This is a genomic window from Streptomyces sp. NPDC022910, from assembly GCF_055561075.1.
Genome location: NZ_JBVHHL010000035.1, coordinates 60,830 through 79,115 on the forward strand (window position 1 = coordinate 60,830; position 18,286 = coordinate 79,115).

Sequence of the window (18,286 nt, forward strand, 5' to 3'; positions counted from 1 at the left end):
CGACAAGGGGACGCTGATGCTCGCCGACACGGCTCTGGCCGTCATGTGGGTCGGTCTGACCTGCTACGCCCTGTTCGGCGGAGCCGACTTCGGGGCGGGCCTGTGGGACCTGCTCGCCGGGGGCAGCAGGCGTGGCAGGCGCCCGCGCGCACTCATCGAACACAGCATCGGCCCGGTCTGGGAGGCCAACCACGTATGGCTGATCTTCGTCGTCGTCATGCTGTGGACGGGGTTCTCTCCCGTGTTCGCCGCCGTGATGTCCACCCTCTACATCCCCCTGACCCTCACCGCCCTCGGCATCATCGCCCGCGGCGCCGCGTTCGCCTTCCGCAAGGCCAGTACCGAGGTGTGGCAGCAGCGCCTGTTCGGCGGCTTCTTCGCCCTCTCGTCGGTCGTCACGCCCTACTTCCTCGGCTCGGTCGCCGGTGCCGTCGCCTCGGGGCGTGTTCCCCCCGGCCTGGCCAAGGGGGACCTGGTCACCAGCTGGCTCAATCCGACCTCCGCGCTCGGCGGTGTGCTGGCCGTCCTTGCCTGCGCCTACCTGGCGGCGGTCTATCTGACCGGTGACGCCGCCCGGGCCGACGATCCGGAACTGGTCACCTACTTCCGGCGCAGGGCGCTGGTCACCGGCCTGGTGACCGGCGTCGTGGCGCTGGCGGGCATCGCAGTCCTGCACGCGGACGCGCCGCAACTGTTCCACGGCCTCACGCACCGAGCGCTTCCTCTCGTCGTCCTCTCTGCCGTGCTGGGCCTGGTCGGCCTGGTGTTGCTCGTGGGTGCCCACCTGGCCTTCGTGCGGTTCACGGCGGCCACGGCCGTCGCGGCCGTCCTGTGGAGCTGGGGAGTCGCCCAGTACCCGGCGATGCTGCCACCGTCGGTCTCCGTGGGGGACAGCGCCTCCCGGCCCTCCGTACTCGGCGCCGCCCTCGCGGCCCTGGCCGTCGGCGCGGTCCTGCTCGTGCCGTCGCTGCTGTGGCTGTACGCGCTCTTCCAGCACCGGCCCGCACCCAGGCGGCGTACGCAGGATGAGCGAGGCACCTGAGACAGCGGCCCAGTCGCTCGAATCGTCTCGCCGGGTCATGGGTACTCGGGGGCTCGGCGCCGAGTCGGCGCCTGTCAACCGGAAACCGAACATCCCACCGTCCTGGAGGAGCCATGGCGGCTGTCAGGCCAACGGATCTGCAGAAAGCACTGTCCGGTGCGGAGTACCCGGCCGACACCGAGCAGCTCACGAAGGTCGCCCAGAACAATCACGCGCCCAAGGAGATCACCGAGCGCATCTCACATCTCGGGAAGAAGAAGTTCCAGAACCCGGCCGAGGTGAGCAAGGCGGTCTTCCAGAACGAGTGACCCACTCCGTGCCGCGGCGGCCGGGCCTTCCCCGGCCGCCGCGGCACCGCTCAGGTGCCGCTCGTCTCAGCCGACGTACCTACGGGCGGGGGACGTGCGCCGCGCCCGCTCCAGCGCCGCCAACCGGGCTTCCAGATCGGCGGGGACGGGATCGCGCTGTTTGAGCACCCAGGGAAGTCCTGCTGCCGCTCGTGCGAAGGCACGCACGGACGCAAGGTCCCGCGGCACGGTGCGCAGCAGGTACCAGGTGCGGCGCAGGGCGGACGGCCAGGGGCGGCGCAGCCAGGTGAACCAGAGCGTGTTGCGAAGGCCGAGGACACGCCGGTGTGTGCCGTCCCGGACCTGGGACGCGGCGTGGTGGACGGTCAGTTCGGGTATGTAGCCGAGCCAGTGGCCCCGCCGGAGGAGATCGGTGGCGAGGAGTTCCTCTTCACCGCCCAGCCACAGGCCGGGATGGAAGCCTCCCACGGAACGGAAGGCGTGGGCACGCATCACCGTCGCGGCGGCGAGGAACGAGCCCAGGGCGGGACCGGGCATCCAGTCGGGTCCGGTGAGGGGTGAGTCTCGGAGTTCGGCCACGACCGGGTCCTCCTCCCCCGACGGCTCGACCACGATACGAGCCGTCACGGCCGCCAGCTGCGGATGGGCGTCGAGGAGGTCTGCGGCCCGCCTCAGGGAGCCCGGCTCCCACCAGGTGTCGTCGTCGCAGAACGCGATGTAGGGCGTCCGCACGTGGCGCACCGCGAGATTGCGGCCGACCGCCCCCATGTTCCGTCCGGGGCACAGCAGCCGGACCTCGGGGAAATCACGGGCGACGGCCTCGGGGGTGCCGTCGCTCGATCCGTTGTCCGTGACGACGACTTCGGGCCGCTCCGGAAGCTCTCGCAGCGTCCGCAGGGTGCGCAGCAACTCGGCGCGGCGGTCGCGGGTGATGACCACGACGGTCGTACGAGGGTCCGGGGGACCTTCGTCGCCGTGCCTCGCGAGGTCTTTCTCCGTGCGGCCGGGGCGCCCGTCGTCGTGCCGGCGGGCCGCGGCGCGACCGTGCGGAGTGTCGTGGGTCATGTCCGTTCGTCCTCGGTCGTCTCTCGTCCCGTCCTCGGTCATCGTCTGTCGTCGGTCCACGGTGTTCATGAAGCCGCACGCTCCAGCAGGCGGACCTCGTGTTCGATGTGTTCGGGCAGCGGTTCACGCTCCTGGAGGGCCGCGGGGAGCCGGGCGATCGCGCCTCGCAGGGCCGCCCCGGCGTCCCGCTCGCCACGGACGGCCGCGGCGGCGAGGTGAGCGGTGTGGCGGAGGGCCACCGTCAGGGGTCGCCGGAGCCAGGCGGTGAGCAGGGCGTTGCGCCGCTGGACCGCGGAGCGGCCGGGTCGACCGCCCGCGTCGGGATGGTGATGGGCCGTCACCGACGGCACATGGGTCACACCCCAGCCGCGCGCCGCCAGGTCGTAGGCGAGCAGTGTCTCCTCGCCGCCGAAGAGCACACGGTGGAAGCCGCCGGCGTCGAGGAAGGCCCGGCGGCGGGCCACGGCCGCACATGCGAGGAAGCCCAGCACCGGGCGGCCTGGCAGGTCGTGGGCCGGCGGCAGCGGGGAGTTGGCGAGTACGGAGTTCAAGGGGTCCTCGACGCTCTCCGGCCCCACCAGGGTGCGGGCGGCCAGCAGACCGAGGCGCGGGTACGCGTCGAGAAGGTCCGCGGCGGCGTCGAGCGCGCCCGGCGCCCACCAGGAGTCGTCGTCGCTGAAGGCGACGTAAGGGGTGGTGGCGTACCGTACCGCGAGGTTGCGGCCAAGGGCTCCGGTGTTGCGTTCCACGGCGAGGACGTGCGCCCCCAGCGGGTGGGCACGCACCGCGGCCACGGTAGCGTCGGCGGAGCCGTTGTCGACGATGACGACCGGTGGCCGCTCGGGCAGGGCGGCGAGCCGGTCCAGGGTGCGCAGCACACCCTCGCGGCGATTGCGGGTGATCACCGCGACAGTGACGCGGGGGAAGTGCGGGCCGGGCGCGTCGAATGCCTTCACACGCCCTCCTCGAGGAGTTTCCGTACGCCGCTGATCACGTCCTGGGCCGTGACTTCGTCCAGGCGTGGGTGGTCCGGTACCGGGCCGTGGCCGGTGCGGAGGTCCGCATACCGGATGCCGCGGTCGCCGAGCACGACATGGGGCACTCCGTACGGGTCCCGCTCCTCGGCGGGCACCACCGAGGAGCAGAGCGAGACGACCCGAGTGCCGGGGGCCGCGGCGCGATGGCCGGGACCGGTACTACCGGCGACGACGACATCCGCGGCGCGCAGGACCCCGGCCGGCCTGCGCGCGTCTGTACGGCCTCCGAGGTCGACGGCCGTGTCACCGCTGAAGTGCCGGGTCAGAGCGGTCTGCCCGGGGCCGCCCGTGACGACGACGCGATGGCCGGCGTCGGCGAGCAGGGCGACCGCCTCCGCGCAGCGGTGGGGGTCCCAGGCGTCCGTGGTCGCGCCGGCCCCCGGGTAGGGACCGTCGCCCGTGAGCCCGGTGGTATCGGGGGTGGGCAGCCCGCGCAGCCGTCCGTCCTCCCCGCCGGTCCTGGGAAGGAGGCCCGGCGCGGCGGCCGTGTCGAGGGCCGCCTCGGCCTCGTGCCGGCAGGGCAGGCGTCGGTTGGCGATGTCGAGGAGACTGCCGGAATGTTCCACGCTGTCGGCGCCGATGCGGCGCACGTGTGCCATCCGCAGCAGAAGCGCAGCCGGCAGGGGGCTCTGGTGGAACGGGGTCAGAAGCAGCGCGACGTCGTAGGACGCTTCCCACAACTCGCCTATCAGCGCGTCGGTGTCCGCCTCGTCCACGCTCGGCGGGCTGACGCCCTCCCGGGGCGCCTGCCACACGCATACGTCGTCGGGCGCACCGCGAGTTCCCGTCATGTGAGTGGCCCGGGTGGCCGGCGTGCCGATGGCCGGACCGGCCGGAAGAACGCCGCCGAAGCCGTCGAGCCGCACGACGAGCGCCTTCACCGCGGCTCCTCAGCCCGCCAGTGTGTCCCCAGGGGAGCCGTGTCGTCGGCATCGCGGAAGACGTCGCCGGTGTCATCAGCACAGTCTTCCTTCCACAGCACGGTCTTCCTTCCGCCGAGGGGGGAGGGATGCCTTCACACGGCGCCGGACCCCGGTACACCCCGGTCGGCGACTCACGGCCGTTCGAGTGCCCAACCGAGTCGCTTTCATGCGAGCGCCCGTTCATGGATGCGATGCGCCCGTTCATGTGCTGCACCGCCTGGCATCCCGTGAGCCGAACGGGGTGCTTCGCCGCCGTGCGGGTGAGCGTGATTGATGTGGGGTCGAACACGATCCGCCTGATGGTGGCGGACGCGGAGCGCGGCGTGCCGCTGCCGGTACACACCGCCAAGTGGAAGCAGCGGCTGTCCGACCATGTCGATGCGGACGGGTCCATGGGGGATGCCGGGGTGGCGTACATGGTCGAGGCGGTGGCCGCGGCGGCATCGACAGCCGCGCGATGGGGAGCACGCACTCCTCCCCTCGCGTTCGCGACGGCAGTCGTGCGCGGCGCGCCCAACCGGCTCGAGGTCCTGGAGGCTGTGCGGAGCGAGCCCAGGGCGGCTACGCCGAGACACCGTGCGGTGTCGTTCCCCTGCACGTCGCCGAAGCACCGGTCTGATCCGGGGCAGGCCCGGACGCGGCGTCCCTCACGTCCGGCGGCCGACGTGACAGCCACGCGGCCCTATGTCGGGCCCCGCCGCTCGGAGGGGACCGTTCCCTGGTGCGGGGCCTCCGTGGCGGCCCCGCTCCACTCCGGCGGCTCGGTCAGCACCGCCACCAGGTCCGGGGCGGCGTCCGCCTCCGGCTCCTCCAGGAATTCCCGGCGTATCTGCCGGGCCGCGACCCGGCCGGAGGTCAGGCACCACTGCCACCAGCGGTCCAACCGCCCGATGCTGAGGTGGTCTGCGGGCACCAGGGCGGGCCAGCCGCACGCGTCGGCCTGCGCGGTCAGCTTTGCGCCGCCGGCGACGGGGTCCACCGCCAGCGCCGGCAGGCCGCCGCGCAGCGCGAGCACCAGCCCGTGCAGCCGATCGGTGACCACCAGGTCCATCCGGGCCAGCACGGACTCGAACTGCGCGGGCGTGGCGCACAGCCGCCAGTCACGCTCGTCGAGCCGGGTCTCCAGCTCCACACGCGCGCAGTCCTTGCTCCCCAGCCACCGCGTCACCGCTTCGGCGGTCTCGTCGTGCCGTCGCCTCACCCCGTACTCGTGCTGTCCGTGCGTGAGGATCACGCCCACGACGGGCGTCGCCGTTTCGACGGGAGCGCGGGCGGCGAGGTCGGGCACCGGGGCCACGGTGGGCGCATCCCTCGGCAGTACGCGGTGGAATCCGGTGACTGCCGGGTCGGCCGCGTCGAGTACGGAGGTCCCCACAGCGATCCGTACGCAGTGCGCGAAACGCCGGTGCAGTTCCTCCACCTGGGGCCCGTGCAGGGGCCCGCAGACGAAGACCAGGTGTGTGTAGGCGGTCGGCTGCACGTCGTCCAGATGCAGCGCCGACGGCCGGAACCCCGGGCTCCACGCCACGTCGTAGTCCATCGACTCCCGGCGCAGCACATCCTCGACCCGCCGCAGGGCCAGTACATCCCCCGCGGTGGCCTCACCGTCCAGGATGCTGAACCACCCGGTCAGCAGAATCTTCGCGCACACAGCGACTCACGAGTTCCCCTCCGGGCCACCCCCACTCGCCCCGACCCGCGCTTTCGCACCATCGACCGCCCTGCGTATCCCAGGCCTCGCCGTGTGCGGCCTTGCGCGGAGGCCTCGTACGGTATCGTCCGGCTTCCTTCTGTCCGTCCGGAGGGATACGACGAGGTGCCGACCATGTCCGAAGGGCCGGGGCCCGCGGCGGCCCGGTTCACAGGCCGATCGGTGACGAGTGAGCGTCCACTGTCCGGGGCGCTCACCGAAGTCACCCTCGCCGGAGAGCATGTGGTGATGGTCAAGCGTGGCGAGGACCCGGACGCGGTGCGGGCCGAGGCGGCCGGGCTGCGATGGCTGGCGGACGCGGGTACGGTCCGGGTCCCCGCTGTGCACGGTCACGACGGGCGCTGGCTGGTGACCGACCGCATCCCGCAGGGCCGGCCGAGTGCCGGGGCGGCGACCCGCTTCGGCCGGGAGCTGGCCGCCCTGCACGCCACCGGCGCGCCCGCCTTCGGCGCTCCGCCACCGCACGGCCCCGAGGACGCGTACATCGGCCTCGCGCCCATGCGGAACGTCCCGGGTGACGAGTGGCCGTGCTGGTATGCCGAGCACCGGGTGCTGCCGTATCTGCGGCGCGCGGTGGACGACGGCACGCTGCGGCACACCGAGGCCGCCGTGTTCCAACGCGTCTGCGAGCGCTTGCCCGGACTGGCCGGTCCCGCCGAGCCGCCCGCCCGGCTGCACGGCGATCTGTGGAACGGCAACGTTCTGTGGGGCGCCGACGGACACGCCTGGCTCATCGACCCCGCCGCGCACGGCGGGCACCGGGAGACCGACCTGGCCATGCTCCATCTCTTCGGCTGCCCGCACCTGGACCGGCTGGTGGACGGCTACCAGGAGGCGGCACCTCTGGCGGACGGCTGGACGGACCGCCTCGGGCTGCACCAGCTCTTTCCGCTGCTCGTCCACGCGGTGCTGTTCGGCCGCGGCTACGCCGAGCAGGCACTGACAGTGGCTCGTGCGGCCCTCACCAGGTGACCGGAGCACGGTCCTGAAGTGCGGAAGGTATGGCCCCGGCTGCCGGCAGCCAGGGGTACGGTCACCTGGTCACCGCACCGGAAGGAGCCCTCCCCGTGTCCCCCGCCGCCCCGTCGTTCGAACTGCTGCCCGGTGCCGATGAGTCGCCCGTGATTCTTCATGTGCCGCACTCCGCACGCGAGATCCCGTCCGACGTACGCTCGGGCATTCTGCTCGACGACACGTCCCTCGACCGCGAGCTGGACCACATTACGGACGCGCACACCGCAGCGCTGGCCGCGCTCGCCGCGGAGTCCGCCACGGTCACGCCCTGGCGGTTCGTCAACCGGCTGTCGCGGCTGGTGGTCGACCCCGAGCGGTTCCCCGACGAACGGGAGGAGATGCTCGCCGTGGGAATGGGCGCCGTCTACACCCGCACCACGCACCACGGGCCCCTACGACCCGCCGACATCGATCCGCAGCCGCTGCTCCGGCGCTACTTCCACCCGTATGCCCAGGCGATGGCGGCGGCGGTGGCGGACCGGCTGACCGCCACCGGGCGGGCCGTCGTCCTGGACGTCCACTCCTATCCCACCACCCGCCTGCCCTACGAACTGCACGGCGACGGCCCCCGGCCGCCGGTCTGCCTGGGGACCGATGCCTTCCACACGCCGCCCGAGCTGGCCGACCGGGCGCGCAAGGTGTTCGCGGAGTTCGGGGGGACGGAGGTCGACAGCCCCTTCTCCGGGGCGTACGTGCCCTTGGATTTCTACGGCAGGCAGTCACGGGTCGCGGCCCTCATGCTGGAGATCCGCCGCGACACCTATATGACCGAACCGGGCGGGGCCGCGGGTCCCGGGCTCACCCGCCTCGCATCGGCGCTGGCGGCCCTGGTCGACGTCGTGTCCTGACGCACCGACCGGTACCCCGCCTGTGTCCGCAGCGAAAGCGCCGTGGGGGCCACCCGGCGGGCGGTCCCCACGGACGGAGCGGATGTCAGCCGGTCGTCAGGGCGGTGTCGTCGACGACGAAGCTGGTCTGCAGCGAGGAGTCCTCCACGCCGCTGAACTTCAGGGTGACCGTGGACCCCGCGAACGAGGACAGGTCGAAGGACTTCTGGGTGTAGCCGGAGGCGGCGTTGAGGTTCGAGTACGTCGCCAGCGTGGTCGAACCGGCGGTCACCGTCAGCTTGTCGTACTGGGTGCCGGTGGTGGTCTCCGCCGTGTCGATGTGCAGGTAGAAGGTGAACGTGGCCTTGCAGCCGGACGGGATCGTCACCGACTGGGACAGCGTGTCGGCGTGGGAGGACCCGTACCCGTCGAGCCAGGCCTTGTACGAACCGCCGTGCGCCGCCTCACCGCTGTCATTGGTGATGACCCCGCTCGTGGCGGTCCAGGTGGTGTTGCCCGACTCGAAGCCGGCGTTGCCCAGCAACTGCGCCGAGGAGCAGGTGCCGCCGGAGGAGCCGACCGGCCAGGTGAAGCTGGCGGTACCGGTGGCACCTGTGCTGTCGGTCACCGTCACCGTGGTGCTGTAGGTTCCCGCCGCAGTCGGGGTGCCGGAGATGACGCCGGTCGAGCTGTTGATCGACAGGCCGGTCGGCAGACCGCTCGCGCTGTAGGTGAGCGCACCACTGTTGGTGCTGGAGGCCGAGATCTGCAGGCTCACCGCGGTGCCCACGGTGGAGGACTGGCTGCCGGGGTTGGTGACCGTCACGCCCGAGGACGGCCGCGTGATGTGGCTGCCGACGTTGATCCCGGCGAAGGCGTTCGCCACCAGGGCGCCTGCCGCCGTCGCCTGACGGGGGTTACGTCTCACTCGTAACTCCTCCTGCTGCGGCCGCGAGTCCTACGGCCGGTGACAGTCCGGGCAGACGGGGTGTGCTGTCCGGGACGAGCTGAGCGGTGCGGGGAACCACGACCGTGAGCCGACCGGACACGGCCTGCATCAAGGCTGGTGGCAGGGTGCCAGCATTGACTGGTTCATGTCATTCACAGGAGGCCGATTCGAGGGTTGTCCCTCGGTGGCCCCGCCCGACCCGCCGTCAGGAGTCCGAGCGTGCGACGCATCCAGGCTCAGGGCAGCAGCGGGAGCTTTCCCACGATCTTGCTGACGCGGTTGCGCGGGCCGACGATACTCACGGCGCAGTAGGCGATGTCTTCGGCGGCGGTCTTGCCCAGGGAGGCACGGTAATCCGCGTAGACCAGCGTCTCCTGGGCCACAGCCGGCATGTCGGCGACGAAGGTGTCGGCGTACGACGCCGCCTTGGCACGGATGGCACGGAGCGCGGCCGAGTCCGCGGCCAGGACCGAACAGCCCGTCCAGGGCAGCCCCGGGTGCACGGTGCCCTCGGCGTCGGCGACGTCGTCGCCGAGCAGGCCCGTCACGGCGGACTGTGTCGCGGCCGCCGCGCAGATCGCCGCGTTGACGGCGCGGCCCGGCGGGAGGTCGCGGTCGACGACCACGACCCACTTCAGGCGCGCGGCTCGGGTCGAGACGGTCGGGTCGAACTCCTCGGGCGCGAAACCGATGGAGGCGGTGGGTGTGACTTCGTCGGACATTTCCCGGTCTCCTGTGCATTTCTGTGGTCTTGCAGCGGGAGCTTAGGCAGATGCGTGTCCATATAAAAGAACTGGCGAACTTTCCTCGACAGAGCAGCCCTACAGGTCCGTCACGGTGTACTTCGTGCGACGATCCGCGCGGCATGGGGACGAATGTGCGGGGGCGGGTTCTCCGCCCGTCAGCGGCCCCTACGGCGGTCGCGCGGGCGTTCGGCGGCGGGTTCGATACGGCGGGACTGGACGTGCTCGTACGCCATGGTGGTCTGCACGTCGGCGACCTCGCGGCGTTCGGTCAGACGGTCGATGACGAAGGCGTAGACGCCGTTGACGTCCGGGACGGCGATGTGGATGAGGAAATCGTGCGCTCCCGATGTGACGAACAGACCGATGGTCTCCGGCAGTTCCGCGACCCATTCGCGGAACCCCTCGATGACCGGACGGGCCGGCGGGCGGATGCGGACCGAGATGAGGGCCTGGACCGGACGGCCCACCGCCTCCAGGTCCACGGCCGCGTGGTAACCGGTGATCACACCCCGCTCCCGCAGCAGGCGCACCCGCTCCAGCGAGGTGGACGGGGACACCCCCGTCTTGGCGGCCAGATCCCGGTTCGTCTGCCGTGCGTCGTCCTGCAACTCCCGCAGCAGGGCGCGGTCCAGTGCGTCCATGTCCATACGCCCACCCTACGCCGCATGAAGTTCGGCAAATACAGCGATGGCCCGTACGTGGAGCACGGGTGCCTCGTACCTTCGGGTGCTGCGCCACATCCAGCGGGCCGACGCCACTTTTTCTGTTATCGGCCGCCCCTCGGTCCGTCTCCTGTGCGAAGTCGTCCACATCGCAACACCCCACGAGACCGAGGACCGAAGCACGTGAGAGCACAGATCAGCCGCCGGAGCATGCTCAAGATCGCCGGTACGGCCGCGGGCGCGGCCGCCCTCTCCGCCACCGCGCCCACGGGCGAGGCATCGGCGACGGGCACGGCCTTCGCACACCCCGGGCTGCTGCACACCCGGGCCGACCTCGACCGCATGGCGGCGGAGGTGAAAGCGGGCGCCGCCCCCTACAAGGCCGGGTTCGCCCGGCTGACCGCCAACCCGCACGCGCAGAGCACCTGGACCGCGCGCCCGGCGGCGGCCGTCTACCGGGGGTCCGGCACGCCCGAGAACTACACGGCCCTGTACAACGACATCCACGCCGCCTACCAGAACGCCCTGCGCTGGCACATCACCGGCGACGCCGCGCACGCGGACACGGCCGTCGCCATCCTCAACGCCTGGTCGGCCACGCTCACCGAACTGGACGGCACCGCCGACCGGTTCCTCGCGGCCGGCCTGTACGGCTACCAGTTCGCCAATGCCGCCGAACTCGTGCGTGACCGCGACGGCTTCGAACTGGCACGCTTCCAGAAGATGATGCGCACCGTCTTCCTGCCGCTCAGCTCGGACTTCCTCGCCCGCCACAACGGCGCCTACGTCACCCATTACTGGGCCAACTGGGACCTGACGGTGATGGCCTGCGTCCTGGCCGTCGGCATCCTCTGCGACGACCGTGACTCGGTGGACCGGGCAGTCTCCTACTTCAAGCACGGTGAGGGAATGGGCTCGGTCGGCCACGCCGTCCCGGTGGTGTACTCGGCCGGCCTCGCCGAGTGGGCCGAGGCCGGCCGCGACCAGGGACATGCCCTGCTCGGTGTCGGCCCGATGGGCACCGTCTGCGAATTGGCCTGGAACCGAGGGAGGCGGCGGCGACTACGGTCCGAACAGCGGCGGGTACGACCAACCCGGCTTCGGCACCCTGACGTTCACCCGTGACCGGGTGACATCCACCGATGCGACGGCGTCTTCCACGCCCGCCTCCGGCTCCCGTGGCGGTACCGCATCCGGCGCGCAGTCGTCCTCGGCGAGTCCGCAGGGCGGCCGGGGAGACGACCTCGCGGCCACCGGCTTCTCGGACCTGCTCGTATGGACCGCCGCGGCGGGCGTCACCGCTGTCGCGGGCGGCCTGCTTCTGCTGCGCCGTCGGGGGCGCGCCGGGCGAGACGACGCCTGACCGAGGCCACCAGGTGACTCCTCATCAGCACAGTAAGTAACCGCAACATCACGGCGAGTCATGAAACTCGGCTGCGCCGTCTCTCGGGATGCGCGCGGCGCCATCACGATGAAAGGTGAGGAGAAGGGTGGTGTCCGGCCCGCATGACGATCTGCGGGTGCCACCACTGCGGATCGACTCGCATAGGAGACATCATGCCGACGCCACAGCCCGATGCGTCACGTCGTCCGTCCGATGACCGTGCCACGCCGGACGAGCTGCTGCACGTGGCTCCGCCGGAAGCCTCACCGGACGACCTGGTCCTCGCCTCGGGCAGGGACATCACCCCCAAGGCCCTGGCATGGGCCGAGCGCAAGCTCGCGTCCGAGGGGCGCGCCGCGCTCGACAAGCTGCTGCCCTGAAGCTCCCGGTCCGGATTCACGGCGCCGGAGTGAGCCGCACTCCGGCGCCGTGAATCCGGACCGGTGCCGGCCGGGCCGGTCGTCGCGCCATCAGACGGCCACCGGCAGGCCGTTCCCGCTGTCCGGCTCCTGGGCTCCGCCCTTCGGGCTCTCCGCCACGAGCAGCGCGTCCGCGGCCGCTATGGCGTCGCGTACGCTCCGGGTTCCCATCATCACGCACAGCGTGTAGCTGACGTCCTGCAACTCTCGCGCCCGTAGGGGCGTCTCCCTGTCGGCGAGCGCGATCTGCAGGGACGCATACCGGGTCAGCAGCCCTCTGACGACCTTCGGATCCGGAACGAGCACAGCCAGGCCTCTCTCTCGATTTTCGAGCCGAGTGCCCCGTCACCGGCGGGCCATGCACAACTCCCCTCGCAGGAGCACACTTTGGCCCGATCTCGACGCTTGGAACCGAGTGCGTCGCCTGCCTCTCGCTATCCCACGTTCCAGAGGAACCGATGGGTGTGGATGCCGAAGTAGGGGAACGACTGGACCCGCTCGACGCCGTCCGCCGCCCGGACCACGTCGTTGACGAAGTCGAGCAGTTCACGGGGCCCGGCGCAGACGACCTCCACGAACAGGTCGAACCCTCCCGACGTCAGCACCGAGTAGACCACTTCCTGGTGGCCGGCCAACTCGTCGGCGACGGCCCGCGGGTCGCCGTCGACGGTGACGCCGAGCAGGGCCATCGCCTGGCCGCCCATCCGCATCGGGTCGGTGACCCCGACCACCTGGACGACCTTGGAGTCGATGAGCCTTTGCAGACGCTGACGGGCCGCGGAGGCGGAGAGGCCGACCCTGGGCCCCAGGTCGGCGTAGGCGATGCGGCCGTCGGTCTGCAGCTCGCGCAGAATGTTCCGGTCGATCTCGTCCACGCTGTCCTCCCCGGCGATCTGTGCCCAGCCTACCGATATGGATCAGCCGACCAGCTCGGACAGGGCGGCGTCGAAGACCTCGGTGTGGGTGTCGACGTCCTTGTCGGTGGTCACCGGGCACATCAAGGCCATGTTGTGGAACGGGGTGAGCAGCAGGCCCCGGTTGGCCAGGTAGAGGTGGAGATAGTCCTCGAGCCCGGTGTCGGAGGCGGCCGCGGACTGCGTACCGGTGCGCGGGGCCGGGTTGGCGAAGCGGTATTCCGTGCGGGCGCCGAGCCGGCTGACCGACCAGGGCAGGCTCCACCGCTCGATACCGGCCCGCACGCCCGCTTCGAACCGCTGCGACAGCTCGTCCATCCTGACGAACGCCTCGTCGGTGAGGACGTGTTCGAGGGTCGCACGGGTCGCGGCGACCGACAGCGCGTTGCCGGCCAGGGTGCCGCCGACGCCGCCCATGTCGACGAGGTCCAGGTCCTCGCGGTCCAGCAACTGCTGCGCCAGCTGCGCGGACAGTCCGTAGGCACCCGCGGGAATGCCGCCGCCGATCGCCTTGCCGATGGTCAGCATGTCCGGTTCCAGGCCCCAGGCGGCGGTGCATCCGCCCGGCCCGGCCGAGAAGGTGTGCGTCTCGTCGTTGATGAGCAGGGTGCCGGACCGCCGGGTCAGCTCGCGCACACCCTCGAGGTAGCCCGGCTCGGGCAGCACGATGCCGTGAGCGCGGGCTCCATCAGGACGGCCGCCACATCACCGTGCGCGAGCTCGCGTTCGAGCTGGTCGAGGTCGTTGAACTCGGCGACCCGGCTGGTCAGGGTGATGTCGCAGGGCGCGCCGACGTTGCCGGGCCGGGCGGTGCCGCGCCCGTCGGGGCCCACCACGATGAGCGACTCGTCGACGCTGCCGTGGTAGCTGTAGCTGTTCACGAGGATCTTCGGACGGCCGGTGACCGCTCGGGCGAGCCGGATCGCCCACCGGTTGGCGTCGGTCGCGGTCAGCGAGAAGCTCCACCGCGTCAACCCGAAACGGCGGGTCAGCTCCGCGCCGACCCACTCGGCGTCCTCCGTGGGCAGCATCGCCGTCGCACCGCCCAGCTCGGCGAATCGACGCTGCACGGCCGCGGCGACCGCGTCCGGGGAGTGCCCGGCCATCGCGCCGGTGTCGCCGAGGCAGAAGTCGATGTACTCGTGGCCGTCTATGTCGGTGACACGGGCGCCGGCGGCGGCTGCCAGATAGCGGGGGAAGGCGCCCGCGGTCTTGTTCATCCAGGTCATCGGCACCCGGCCGAAGAGGTGGTCGGCGCGTTCGTAGGCAGCCCTCGAACGGGGGTTCTGTCGCTCGGCCTCGGCTCTCTCACGGGCGAGGAGCTGGCGCAGTCGGGCGCGGTCCATGATGTACCCCACTTCCGGCAACACGTGATGACGGGGACTGTACGACGGAAATAAGTGTTGAATCAACGTTGGACAGCTGAATCGCTTGATTCAACGATCGATCCACGCGTGAGCTGATCAAGGGAGACCGATAGCCCTGTGAGGAGTGTTGCGGGACCGGCGTCCGCCGGTCGGCCGTTCGGGTCGGAGGTCGTGGCGACCGGGGCTTCTTCCGTCGATGCGGTGTGCAACCACCCGGCAACGGGGAATACGGTGGGACAAGCGATCTTGACCGACCTCGCCTCCGGTCCCGTGCCGTGCGCGGACCATACTGGGAGGCGCTCCCCCGTTCTCGTCCCCACAGAGTGACCCATGGCAAAGTCCCCCACCGCCCGTGCCACGGCTCCCGACACCGTGTGGCTGGCACGCGGGCGACACCTCGGCCCGGGTGCCGAGGACACCGTCCGCCGCCGCCTGCGGGAGCTGAAAAGCGCCGCGGTCATCCAGGACCACCTCGAGTTCGACGGCCACGCCCACGCCACCGACGACGCGGCCGGCCGCGCCTTCGAAGCCCGCTGGCTGGTCGCCGACGACGTCGTCGTACGGGCCCGCCTGGACGTCGGGGCGACTCACGGCAACGACGAGGCGCAGGACTGGGTGCTGGTGGCCGAGGCGGACCGACCCTGGGACCTCGACTGGCCCTCACCCGCCACCGTCTTCTGGCCCGAGGACGCGGACGCCCCCTGGGACCATGACGTGGTTCCCGGACTCCGCTTCCGGGAGATCAACCCGCTGCCTGCGGACGACCGGGCGCTTCGGCGCCTGCTCAAGGAGTGCGCGCGCCGCACGTGGAGCATCCATGTGGTCGTCCACGAGGCGATGACCCCCGGCGAGCGCGGACGGCGCCCGCTGGCGCCCCTGCTGCCGCCCAGCCTGCGACACCGCGTCGTGGAGCACCGGGCCGCCCCCGAGCAGTTCCAGGTGGTCAACTGGGCGCTCTACGACCTCGGAGTGCGGATGCCCCGCGGTGGCGCCGTGGTACTCCCCGCTGCGCCGACCGGCCCCGGTGTCGACCACAACCACTTCAGCGTGCGCTCGGTGTTCCTCGACGGTTCGCTGCCCACGGATCTCATCGACACCGTGCGACGCCACGCCGAACTGCCCCTACCTCTGCCCCACGGAGCCGAGGAAGCGCTGTCGGCGCTGCGCAAGCAATGGCACCTGACGACCATGGAGGAGGAACTGGCCCTGGCGCGCCGTCAGGTCGCCGCCTACGCCGAGGCACTCGACGCCATGACGAAGTCGCGCGACCTCTACCGGGAGGCGGCCGAACTCGCCAATGACGCGCTGGCGGCCTACCGGGAGTCCTTCGGCACGCTGCCATCACCACGGCAGGAGCCGCGCAAGAGAGAAGGTTTCTCCTTGCGTGCCCTGGCCAAGCCCCTGGAACGCGTGCGGGACGGCGCGAAGCTGCTGCGCACGCCCGGCGCGGCGGAGCGCACTCCTGATGACGCCGCCTCGCAGACGAGCCCCTCCGCGACCGAGGCGGACGGACAGTCAAAAGGCTGACCAGGAACGACCGTTGGGCCCAGGGCCACGCGGTGCGGCGCTGGTAGCCGCTGATGCGGCCCATCGCGCCGCGCAGGATCGACTCCATGACGATGGGGCGCGCCCAGCGGCGGCCGGAGCGAGCGCCCGCGAGGAAGTCTACGGAGTCGGCGAGCCGGCCCGTCTGTGCGGTGGTCGAGGTGGAGCGCCGTACGTGGCCCCGGTCCCCTGTCTTTGACCCACGGTGCAAAGCAGCCGCGCGGGGCGGCCGGTCACCCTGCTCGTGGGCCTCGCGCAGCCGCTCGCGCTCGTCGAGCGCCTCCGGTTCCAGCCCGCAGCGTGTTCCGAGATCCGGTCCACCTCGGGGCGGCCAGGATCAGATCGTCGACCGTGACCGGGACCAGCCGGGCCGCCACGCCGGATTCGCCCTGCAACCGCTCGGGCCCGTTCGGAGTCGTTCGGAGTCGTGGTCACGTGGCTGGGAAAGGATTGGACGGGGTGATACTCGGGCTTGTAGCTTGCAGTGGACCGTGACACCGCCCGAGGAGGTGAGACCCATGAACGCAGTATCGACGTGGGTGCTCCCCCTTCCCGTCACGGCCGGCGATTGACGTAGGTGTCGCCGGGAGCGCCTCCACAACAAGGCACTCCCGAAAGGCAACACCTATGGACTCTCCGCAGTTCACCGCCGAGCCGTCGTCGAACGATACGGTCGAGCGCGACTTCACCGTGGGCGACGTCCCCGGACTCCGGTCCTCGGCCTCCGGCGCCGATCGCGCGCCCCTCATGTTCGACGTGATCATTGCCGGGTGCGGGCCGACTGGCGCGATGCTGGCCGCCGAACTGCGGCTGCACGACGTGCGGGTACTCGTTCTGGAGAAGGAAACCGAGCCCGTGTCGTTCGTCCGCATCGTCGGTCTGCACATTCGCAGTCTCGAGCTGATGGCCATGCGCGGACTGCTGGATCGGATTCGCGAACACGGAAGACAGCGTCCGGCCGGCGGATTCTTCGCCGCCATCAACAAACCCGCGCCCCAGGAGTTGGATTCGGCGCACGCCTATCTGCTGGGCATCCCACAGCCGGTCATCGTTCACCTGCTCGAAGAACATGCGACCCAACTGGGTGCGCAGGTCCGGCGCGGTTGCGCGGTGGCCGGTTTCGAGCAGGACGACGAGGGTGTGACCGTCGAGTTGGCCGACGGCGAACAGCTGCGTTCGCGCTATCTCGTCGGCTGTGACGGCGGGCGCAGTACGGTGCGCAAACTGCTCGGCGTCGGCTTCCCCGGCGAGCCCTCGCGGACCGAGACGCTGATGGGCGAGATGGAAGTGGGCGTGCCGCAGGAGGAGATCGCCGCCAAGGTGACCGAAATCCGCGAGACCCATCAGCGATTCTGGCTCCGGCCCTTCGGTGCAGGGGTCTATAGCGTCGTAGTCCCCGCCGCGGGAGTCAGCGATCGCGCGGAACCGCCCACCCTCGAGGATTTCAAACAACAGCTGCGCACCATCGCCGGAACCGATTTCGGCGTGCACTCGCCGCGCTGGTTGTCCCGCTTCGGGGATGCCACCCGGCTGGCCGAACGCTATCGGGTCGGGCGGGTGCTGCTGGCCGGCGATGCGGCACACATCCATCCACCCACCGGCGGGCAGGGCCTCAACCTGGGCGTTCAGGACGCATTCAACCTCGGCTGGAAACTGGCCGCACAGATCCGCGGCTGGGCGCCAAAAACACTGCTGGACACCTACCAGGCCGAACGTCATCCGGTCGCCGAGGACGTGCTGGACAACACCCGCGCCCAGATGGAACTGCACTCCACCGAACCGGGCCCGCAGGCCGTGCGCAGGCTGCTCACCGAACTGATGGACTTCGACGAGGTGAACCGCTATCTGATCGAGAAGATCACCGCGATCGGCATCCGCTACGACTTCGGCGAAGACCCCGACCTGCTCGGCCGCCGCCTGCGCGACATCGACGTGAAAAAGGGCCACCTCTACGGTCTGCTGCTTCGCGGTCGCGGCCTGCTGCTGGACCGCACCGAACGCCTGACCGTCGGCGGCTGGTCAGACCGGGTCGATCACCTCGCGGATCCCACTGCGGTACTGGATGTTCCGTGCGTCCTGCTACGCCCCGACGGCCACGTCGCCTGGATCGGCGAGGATCAGCAGGACCTGGACGACCACCTCTCCCGCTGGTTCGGCAAGCCCGCCAACTGATTTCGCCTGAGCAACCGAAAGGCCCGTGAGGAGGATCGAACGGCCAGTAGCGACTGACCATCGGAAGGCTGGAGACAGCATCAGCCGTGGTGCTCTGGCGCCAGGGTGTCAAGGGACAGTAGGAACTCCCCACTGGCGGACAGTTAATCTCCCCGCTGGTGGACAGCGTTTCTCCCCGGTTGGGCAGTAGATCTCGGGGGG

At 70.8% G+C, this 18,286-nt stretch carries 17 protein-coding genes and 2 pseudogenes; 8 read left to right on the top strand and 11 right to left on the bottom strand.

Annotated features, from left to right (window positions below; genetic code table 11):
• The first annotated feature begins 16 nt into the window (after positions 1-16).
• Positions 17-1,042: a cytochrome d ubiquinol oxidase subunit II gene (locus ACZ3TS_RS28130; RefSeq protein WP_467623232.1), complete on the top strand. Its 1,026-nt coding sequence runs from the start codon at positions 17-19 to the stop codon at positions 1,040-1,042.
• Between the two features lie 113 nt (positions 1,043-1,155).
• A complete protein-coding gene (locus ACZ3TS_RS28135) occupies positions 1,156-1,350 on the top strand; it encodes a DUF2795 domain-containing protein (RefSeq protein WP_467623235.1) in 195 nt (64 codons plus the stop codon).
• Between the two features lie 66 nt (positions 1,351-1,416).
• On the opposite strand, the gene ACZ3TS_RS28140 is transcribed toward ACZ3TS_RS28135, so the two are convergent.
• The 4 genes from ACZ3TS_RS28140 to ACZ3TS_RS28155 form a co-directional block, all read right to left on the bottom strand.
• Positions 1,417-2,415 (bottom strand): glycosyltransferase family 2 protein, encoded by a 999-nt coding sequence (locus ACZ3TS_RS28140; protein ID WP_467623238.1) that lies wholly within the window; start codon positions 2,413-2,415, stop codon positions 1,417-1,419.
• 65 nt (positions 2,416-2,480) lie between these two features.
• On the bottom strand, positions 2,481-3,371 hold the full coding sequence (locus tag ACZ3TS_RS28145) for a glycosyltransferase family 2 protein (protein ID WP_467623241.1): 891 nt from the start codon (positions 3,369-3,371) through the stop codon (positions 2,481-2,483).
• The gene (locus ACZ3TS_RS28150; protein ID WP_467623244.1) at positions 3,368-4,333 is read right to left on the bottom strand and encodes a glycosyltransferase family 9 protein; all 966 of its coding nucleotides are present in this window, start codon (positions 4,331-4,333) and stop codon (positions 3,368-3,370) included. Before ACZ3TS_RS28150 ends, ACZ3TS_RS28145 begins: the two co-directional genes overlap by 4 nt.
• A gap of 724 nt (positions 4,334-5,057) precedes the next feature.
• On the bottom strand, positions 5,058-6,026 hold the full coding sequence (locus ACZ3TS_RS28155) for a polysaccharide pyruvyl transferase family protein (RefSeq protein ID WP_467623247.1): 969 nt from the start codon (positions 6,024-6,026) through the stop codon (positions 5,058-5,060).
• A gap of 174 nt (positions 6,027-6,200) precedes the next feature.
• Here ACZ3TS_RS28155 and ACZ3TS_RS28160 point away from each other — a divergent pair, with 174 nt between their 5' ends.
• The gene (locus ACZ3TS_RS28160) at positions 6,201-7,058 is read left to right on the top strand and encodes a fructosamine kinase family protein (RefSeq protein WP_467623250.1); all 858 of its coding nucleotides are present in this window, start codon (positions 6,201-6,203) and stop codon (positions 7,056-7,058) included.
• 95 nt (positions 7,059-7,153) lie between these two features.
• Positions 7,154-7,948 carry an N-formylglutamate amidohydrolase gene (locus ACZ3TS_RS28165; protein ID WP_467623253.1) on the top strand — a complete coding sequence of 265 codons (795 nt, stop codon included), beginning with the start codon at positions 7,154-7,156 and terminating at the stop codon, positions 7,946-7,948.
• A gap of 85 nt (positions 7,949-8,033) precedes the next feature.
• Here the strand turns inward: ACZ3TS_RS28165 and ACZ3TS_RS28170 are convergent.
• The 3 genes and pseudogenes from ACZ3TS_RS28170 to ACZ3TS_RS28180 form a co-directional block, all read right to left on the bottom strand.
• Positions 8,034-8,813 (bottom strand): annotated as a pseudogene (locus ACZ3TS_RS28170) (putative Ig domain-containing protein); the annotation flags it as partial.
• 299 nt (positions 8,814-9,112) lie between these two features.
• Positions 9,113-9,598, bottom strand: a complete 486-nt coding sequence (locus ACZ3TS_RS28175) for a DUF2000 domain-containing protein (RefSeq protein ID WP_467623256.1) — start codon at positions 9,596-9,598, stop codon at positions 9,113-9,115.
• A 179-nt stretch (positions 9,599-9,777) separates the two neighbouring features.
• Positions 9,778-10,263: an Lrp/AsnC family transcriptional regulator gene (locus ACZ3TS_RS28180; RefSeq protein ID WP_467623288.1), complete on the bottom strand. Its 486-nt coding sequence runs from the start codon at positions 10,261-10,263 to the stop codon at positions 9,778-9,780.
• Between the two features lie 231 nt (positions 10,264-10,494).
• Between ACZ3TS_RS28180 and ACZ3TS_RS28185 the strand changes: the two are divergent.
• Together ACZ3TS_RS28185 and ACZ3TS_RS28190 are read left to right on the top strand one after the other, a co-directional pair.
• A pseudogene (locus ACZ3TS_RS28185) lies at positions 10,495-11,647 on the top strand (alginate lyase family protein).
• A gap of 194 nt (positions 11,648-11,841) precedes the next feature.
• Positions 11,842-12,048, top strand: a complete 207-nt coding sequence (locus ACZ3TS_RS28190) for a hypothetical protein (RefSeq protein ID WP_467623258.1) — start codon at positions 11,842-11,844, stop codon at positions 12,046-12,048.
• 90 nt (positions 12,049-12,138) lie between these two features.
• On the opposite strand, the gene ACZ3TS_RS28195 is transcribed toward ACZ3TS_RS28190, so the two are convergent.
• From ACZ3TS_RS28195 to ACZ3TS_RS28210, 4 genes are all read right to left on the bottom strand, one after another.
• On the bottom strand, positions 12,139-12,393 hold the full coding sequence (locus tag ACZ3TS_RS28195) for a DUF5133 domain-containing protein (RefSeq protein ID WP_467623261.1): 255 nt from the start codon (positions 12,391-12,393) through the stop codon (positions 12,139-12,141).
• A gap of 128 nt (positions 12,394-12,521) precedes the next feature.
• Positions 12,522-12,962: an Lrp/AsnC family transcriptional regulator gene (locus tag ACZ3TS_RS28200; protein ID WP_467623264.1), complete on the bottom strand. Its 441-nt coding sequence runs from the start codon at positions 12,960-12,962 to the stop codon at positions 12,522-12,524.
• Positions 12,963-13,004: 42 nt separating this feature from the next.
• Entirely contained in the window at positions 13,005-13,637 is a 633-nt protein-coding gene (locus tag ACZ3TS_RS28205; protein ID WP_467623267.1) for an aminotransferase class III-fold pyridoxal phosphate-dependent enzyme, read from the bottom strand.
• Positions 13,625-14,347, bottom strand: a complete 723-nt coding sequence (locus tag ACZ3TS_RS28210; RefSeq protein ID WP_467623270.1) for an aminotransferase class III-fold pyridoxal phosphate-dependent enzyme — start codon at positions 14,345-14,347, stop codon at positions 13,625-13,627. The genes ACZ3TS_RS28205 and ACZ3TS_RS28210 overlap by 13 nt, the downstream gene beginning before the upstream one ends.
• 351 nt (positions 14,348-14,698) lie before the next feature.
• Here ACZ3TS_RS28210 and ACZ3TS_RS28215 point away from each other — a divergent pair, with 351 nt between their 5' ends.
• Both ACZ3TS_RS28215 and rox read left to right on the top strand, forming a co-directional pair.
• The gene (locus tag ACZ3TS_RS28215) at positions 14,699-15,895 is read left to right on the top strand and encodes a hypothetical protein (RefSeq protein ID WP_467623273.1); all 1,197 of its coding nucleotides are present in this window, start codon (positions 14,699-14,701) and stop codon (positions 15,893-15,895) included.
• Between the two features lie 645 nt (positions 15,896-16,540).
• Positions 16,541-18,085 carry a rifampin monooxygenase gene (rox, locus tag ACZ3TS_RS28220; RefSeq protein WP_467623276.1) on the top strand — a complete coding sequence of 515 codons (1,545 nt, stop codon included), beginning with the start codon at positions 16,541-16,543 and terminating at the stop codon, positions 18,083-18,085.
• The last annotated feature ends 201 nt before the right edge of the window (positions 18,086-18,286 follow it).

What these genes read in the sequence shown, in the direction of transcription:
- ACZ3TS_RS28135 (WP_467623235.1), top strand. Translation starts at nt 1,156, where the DNA reads ATGGCGGCTGTCAGGCCAACGGATCTGCAGAAAGCACTGTCCGGTGCG.
- ACZ3TS_RS28210 (WP_467623270.1), bottom strand. Translation starts at nt 14,347, where the DNA reads ATGGACCGCGCCCGACTGCGCCAGCTCCTCGCCCGTGAGAGAGCCGAG.
- ACZ3TS_RS28190 (WP_467623258.1), top strand. Translation starts at nt 11,842, where the DNA reads ATGCCGACGCCACAGCCCGATGCGTCACGTCGTCCGTCCGATGACCGT.
- ACZ3TS_RS28175 (WP_467623256.1), bottom strand. Translation starts at nt 9,598, where the DNA reads ATGTCCGACGAAGTCACACCCACCGCCTCCATCGGTTTCGCGCCCGAG.
- ACZ3TS_RS28130 (WP_467623232.1), top strand. Translation starts at nt 17, where the DNA reads ATGCTCGCCGACACGGCTCTGGCCGTCATGTGGGTCGGTCTGACCTGC.
- ACZ3TS_RS28180 (WP_467623288.1), bottom strand. Translation starts at nt 10,263, where the DNA reads ATGGACGCACTGGACCGCGCCCTGCTGCGGGAGTTGCAGGACGACGCA.
- ACZ3TS_RS28160 (WP_467623250.1), top strand. Translation starts at nt 6,201, where the DNA reads ATGTCCGAAGGGCCGGGGCCCGCGGCGGCCCGGTTCACAGGCCGATCG.
- rox (WP_467623276.1), top strand. Translation starts at nt 16,541, where the DNA reads ATGGACTCTCCGCAGTTCACCGCCGAGCCGTCGTCGAACGATACGGTC.
- ACZ3TS_RS28215 (WP_467623273.1), top strand. Translation starts at nt 14,699, where the DNA reads ATGGCAAAGTCCCCCACCGCCCGTGCCACGGCTCCCGACACCGTGTGG.
- ACZ3TS_RS28140 (WP_467623238.1), bottom strand. Translation starts at nt 2,415, where the DNA reads ATGACCCACGACACTCCGCACGGTCGCGCCGCGGCCCGCCGGCACGAC.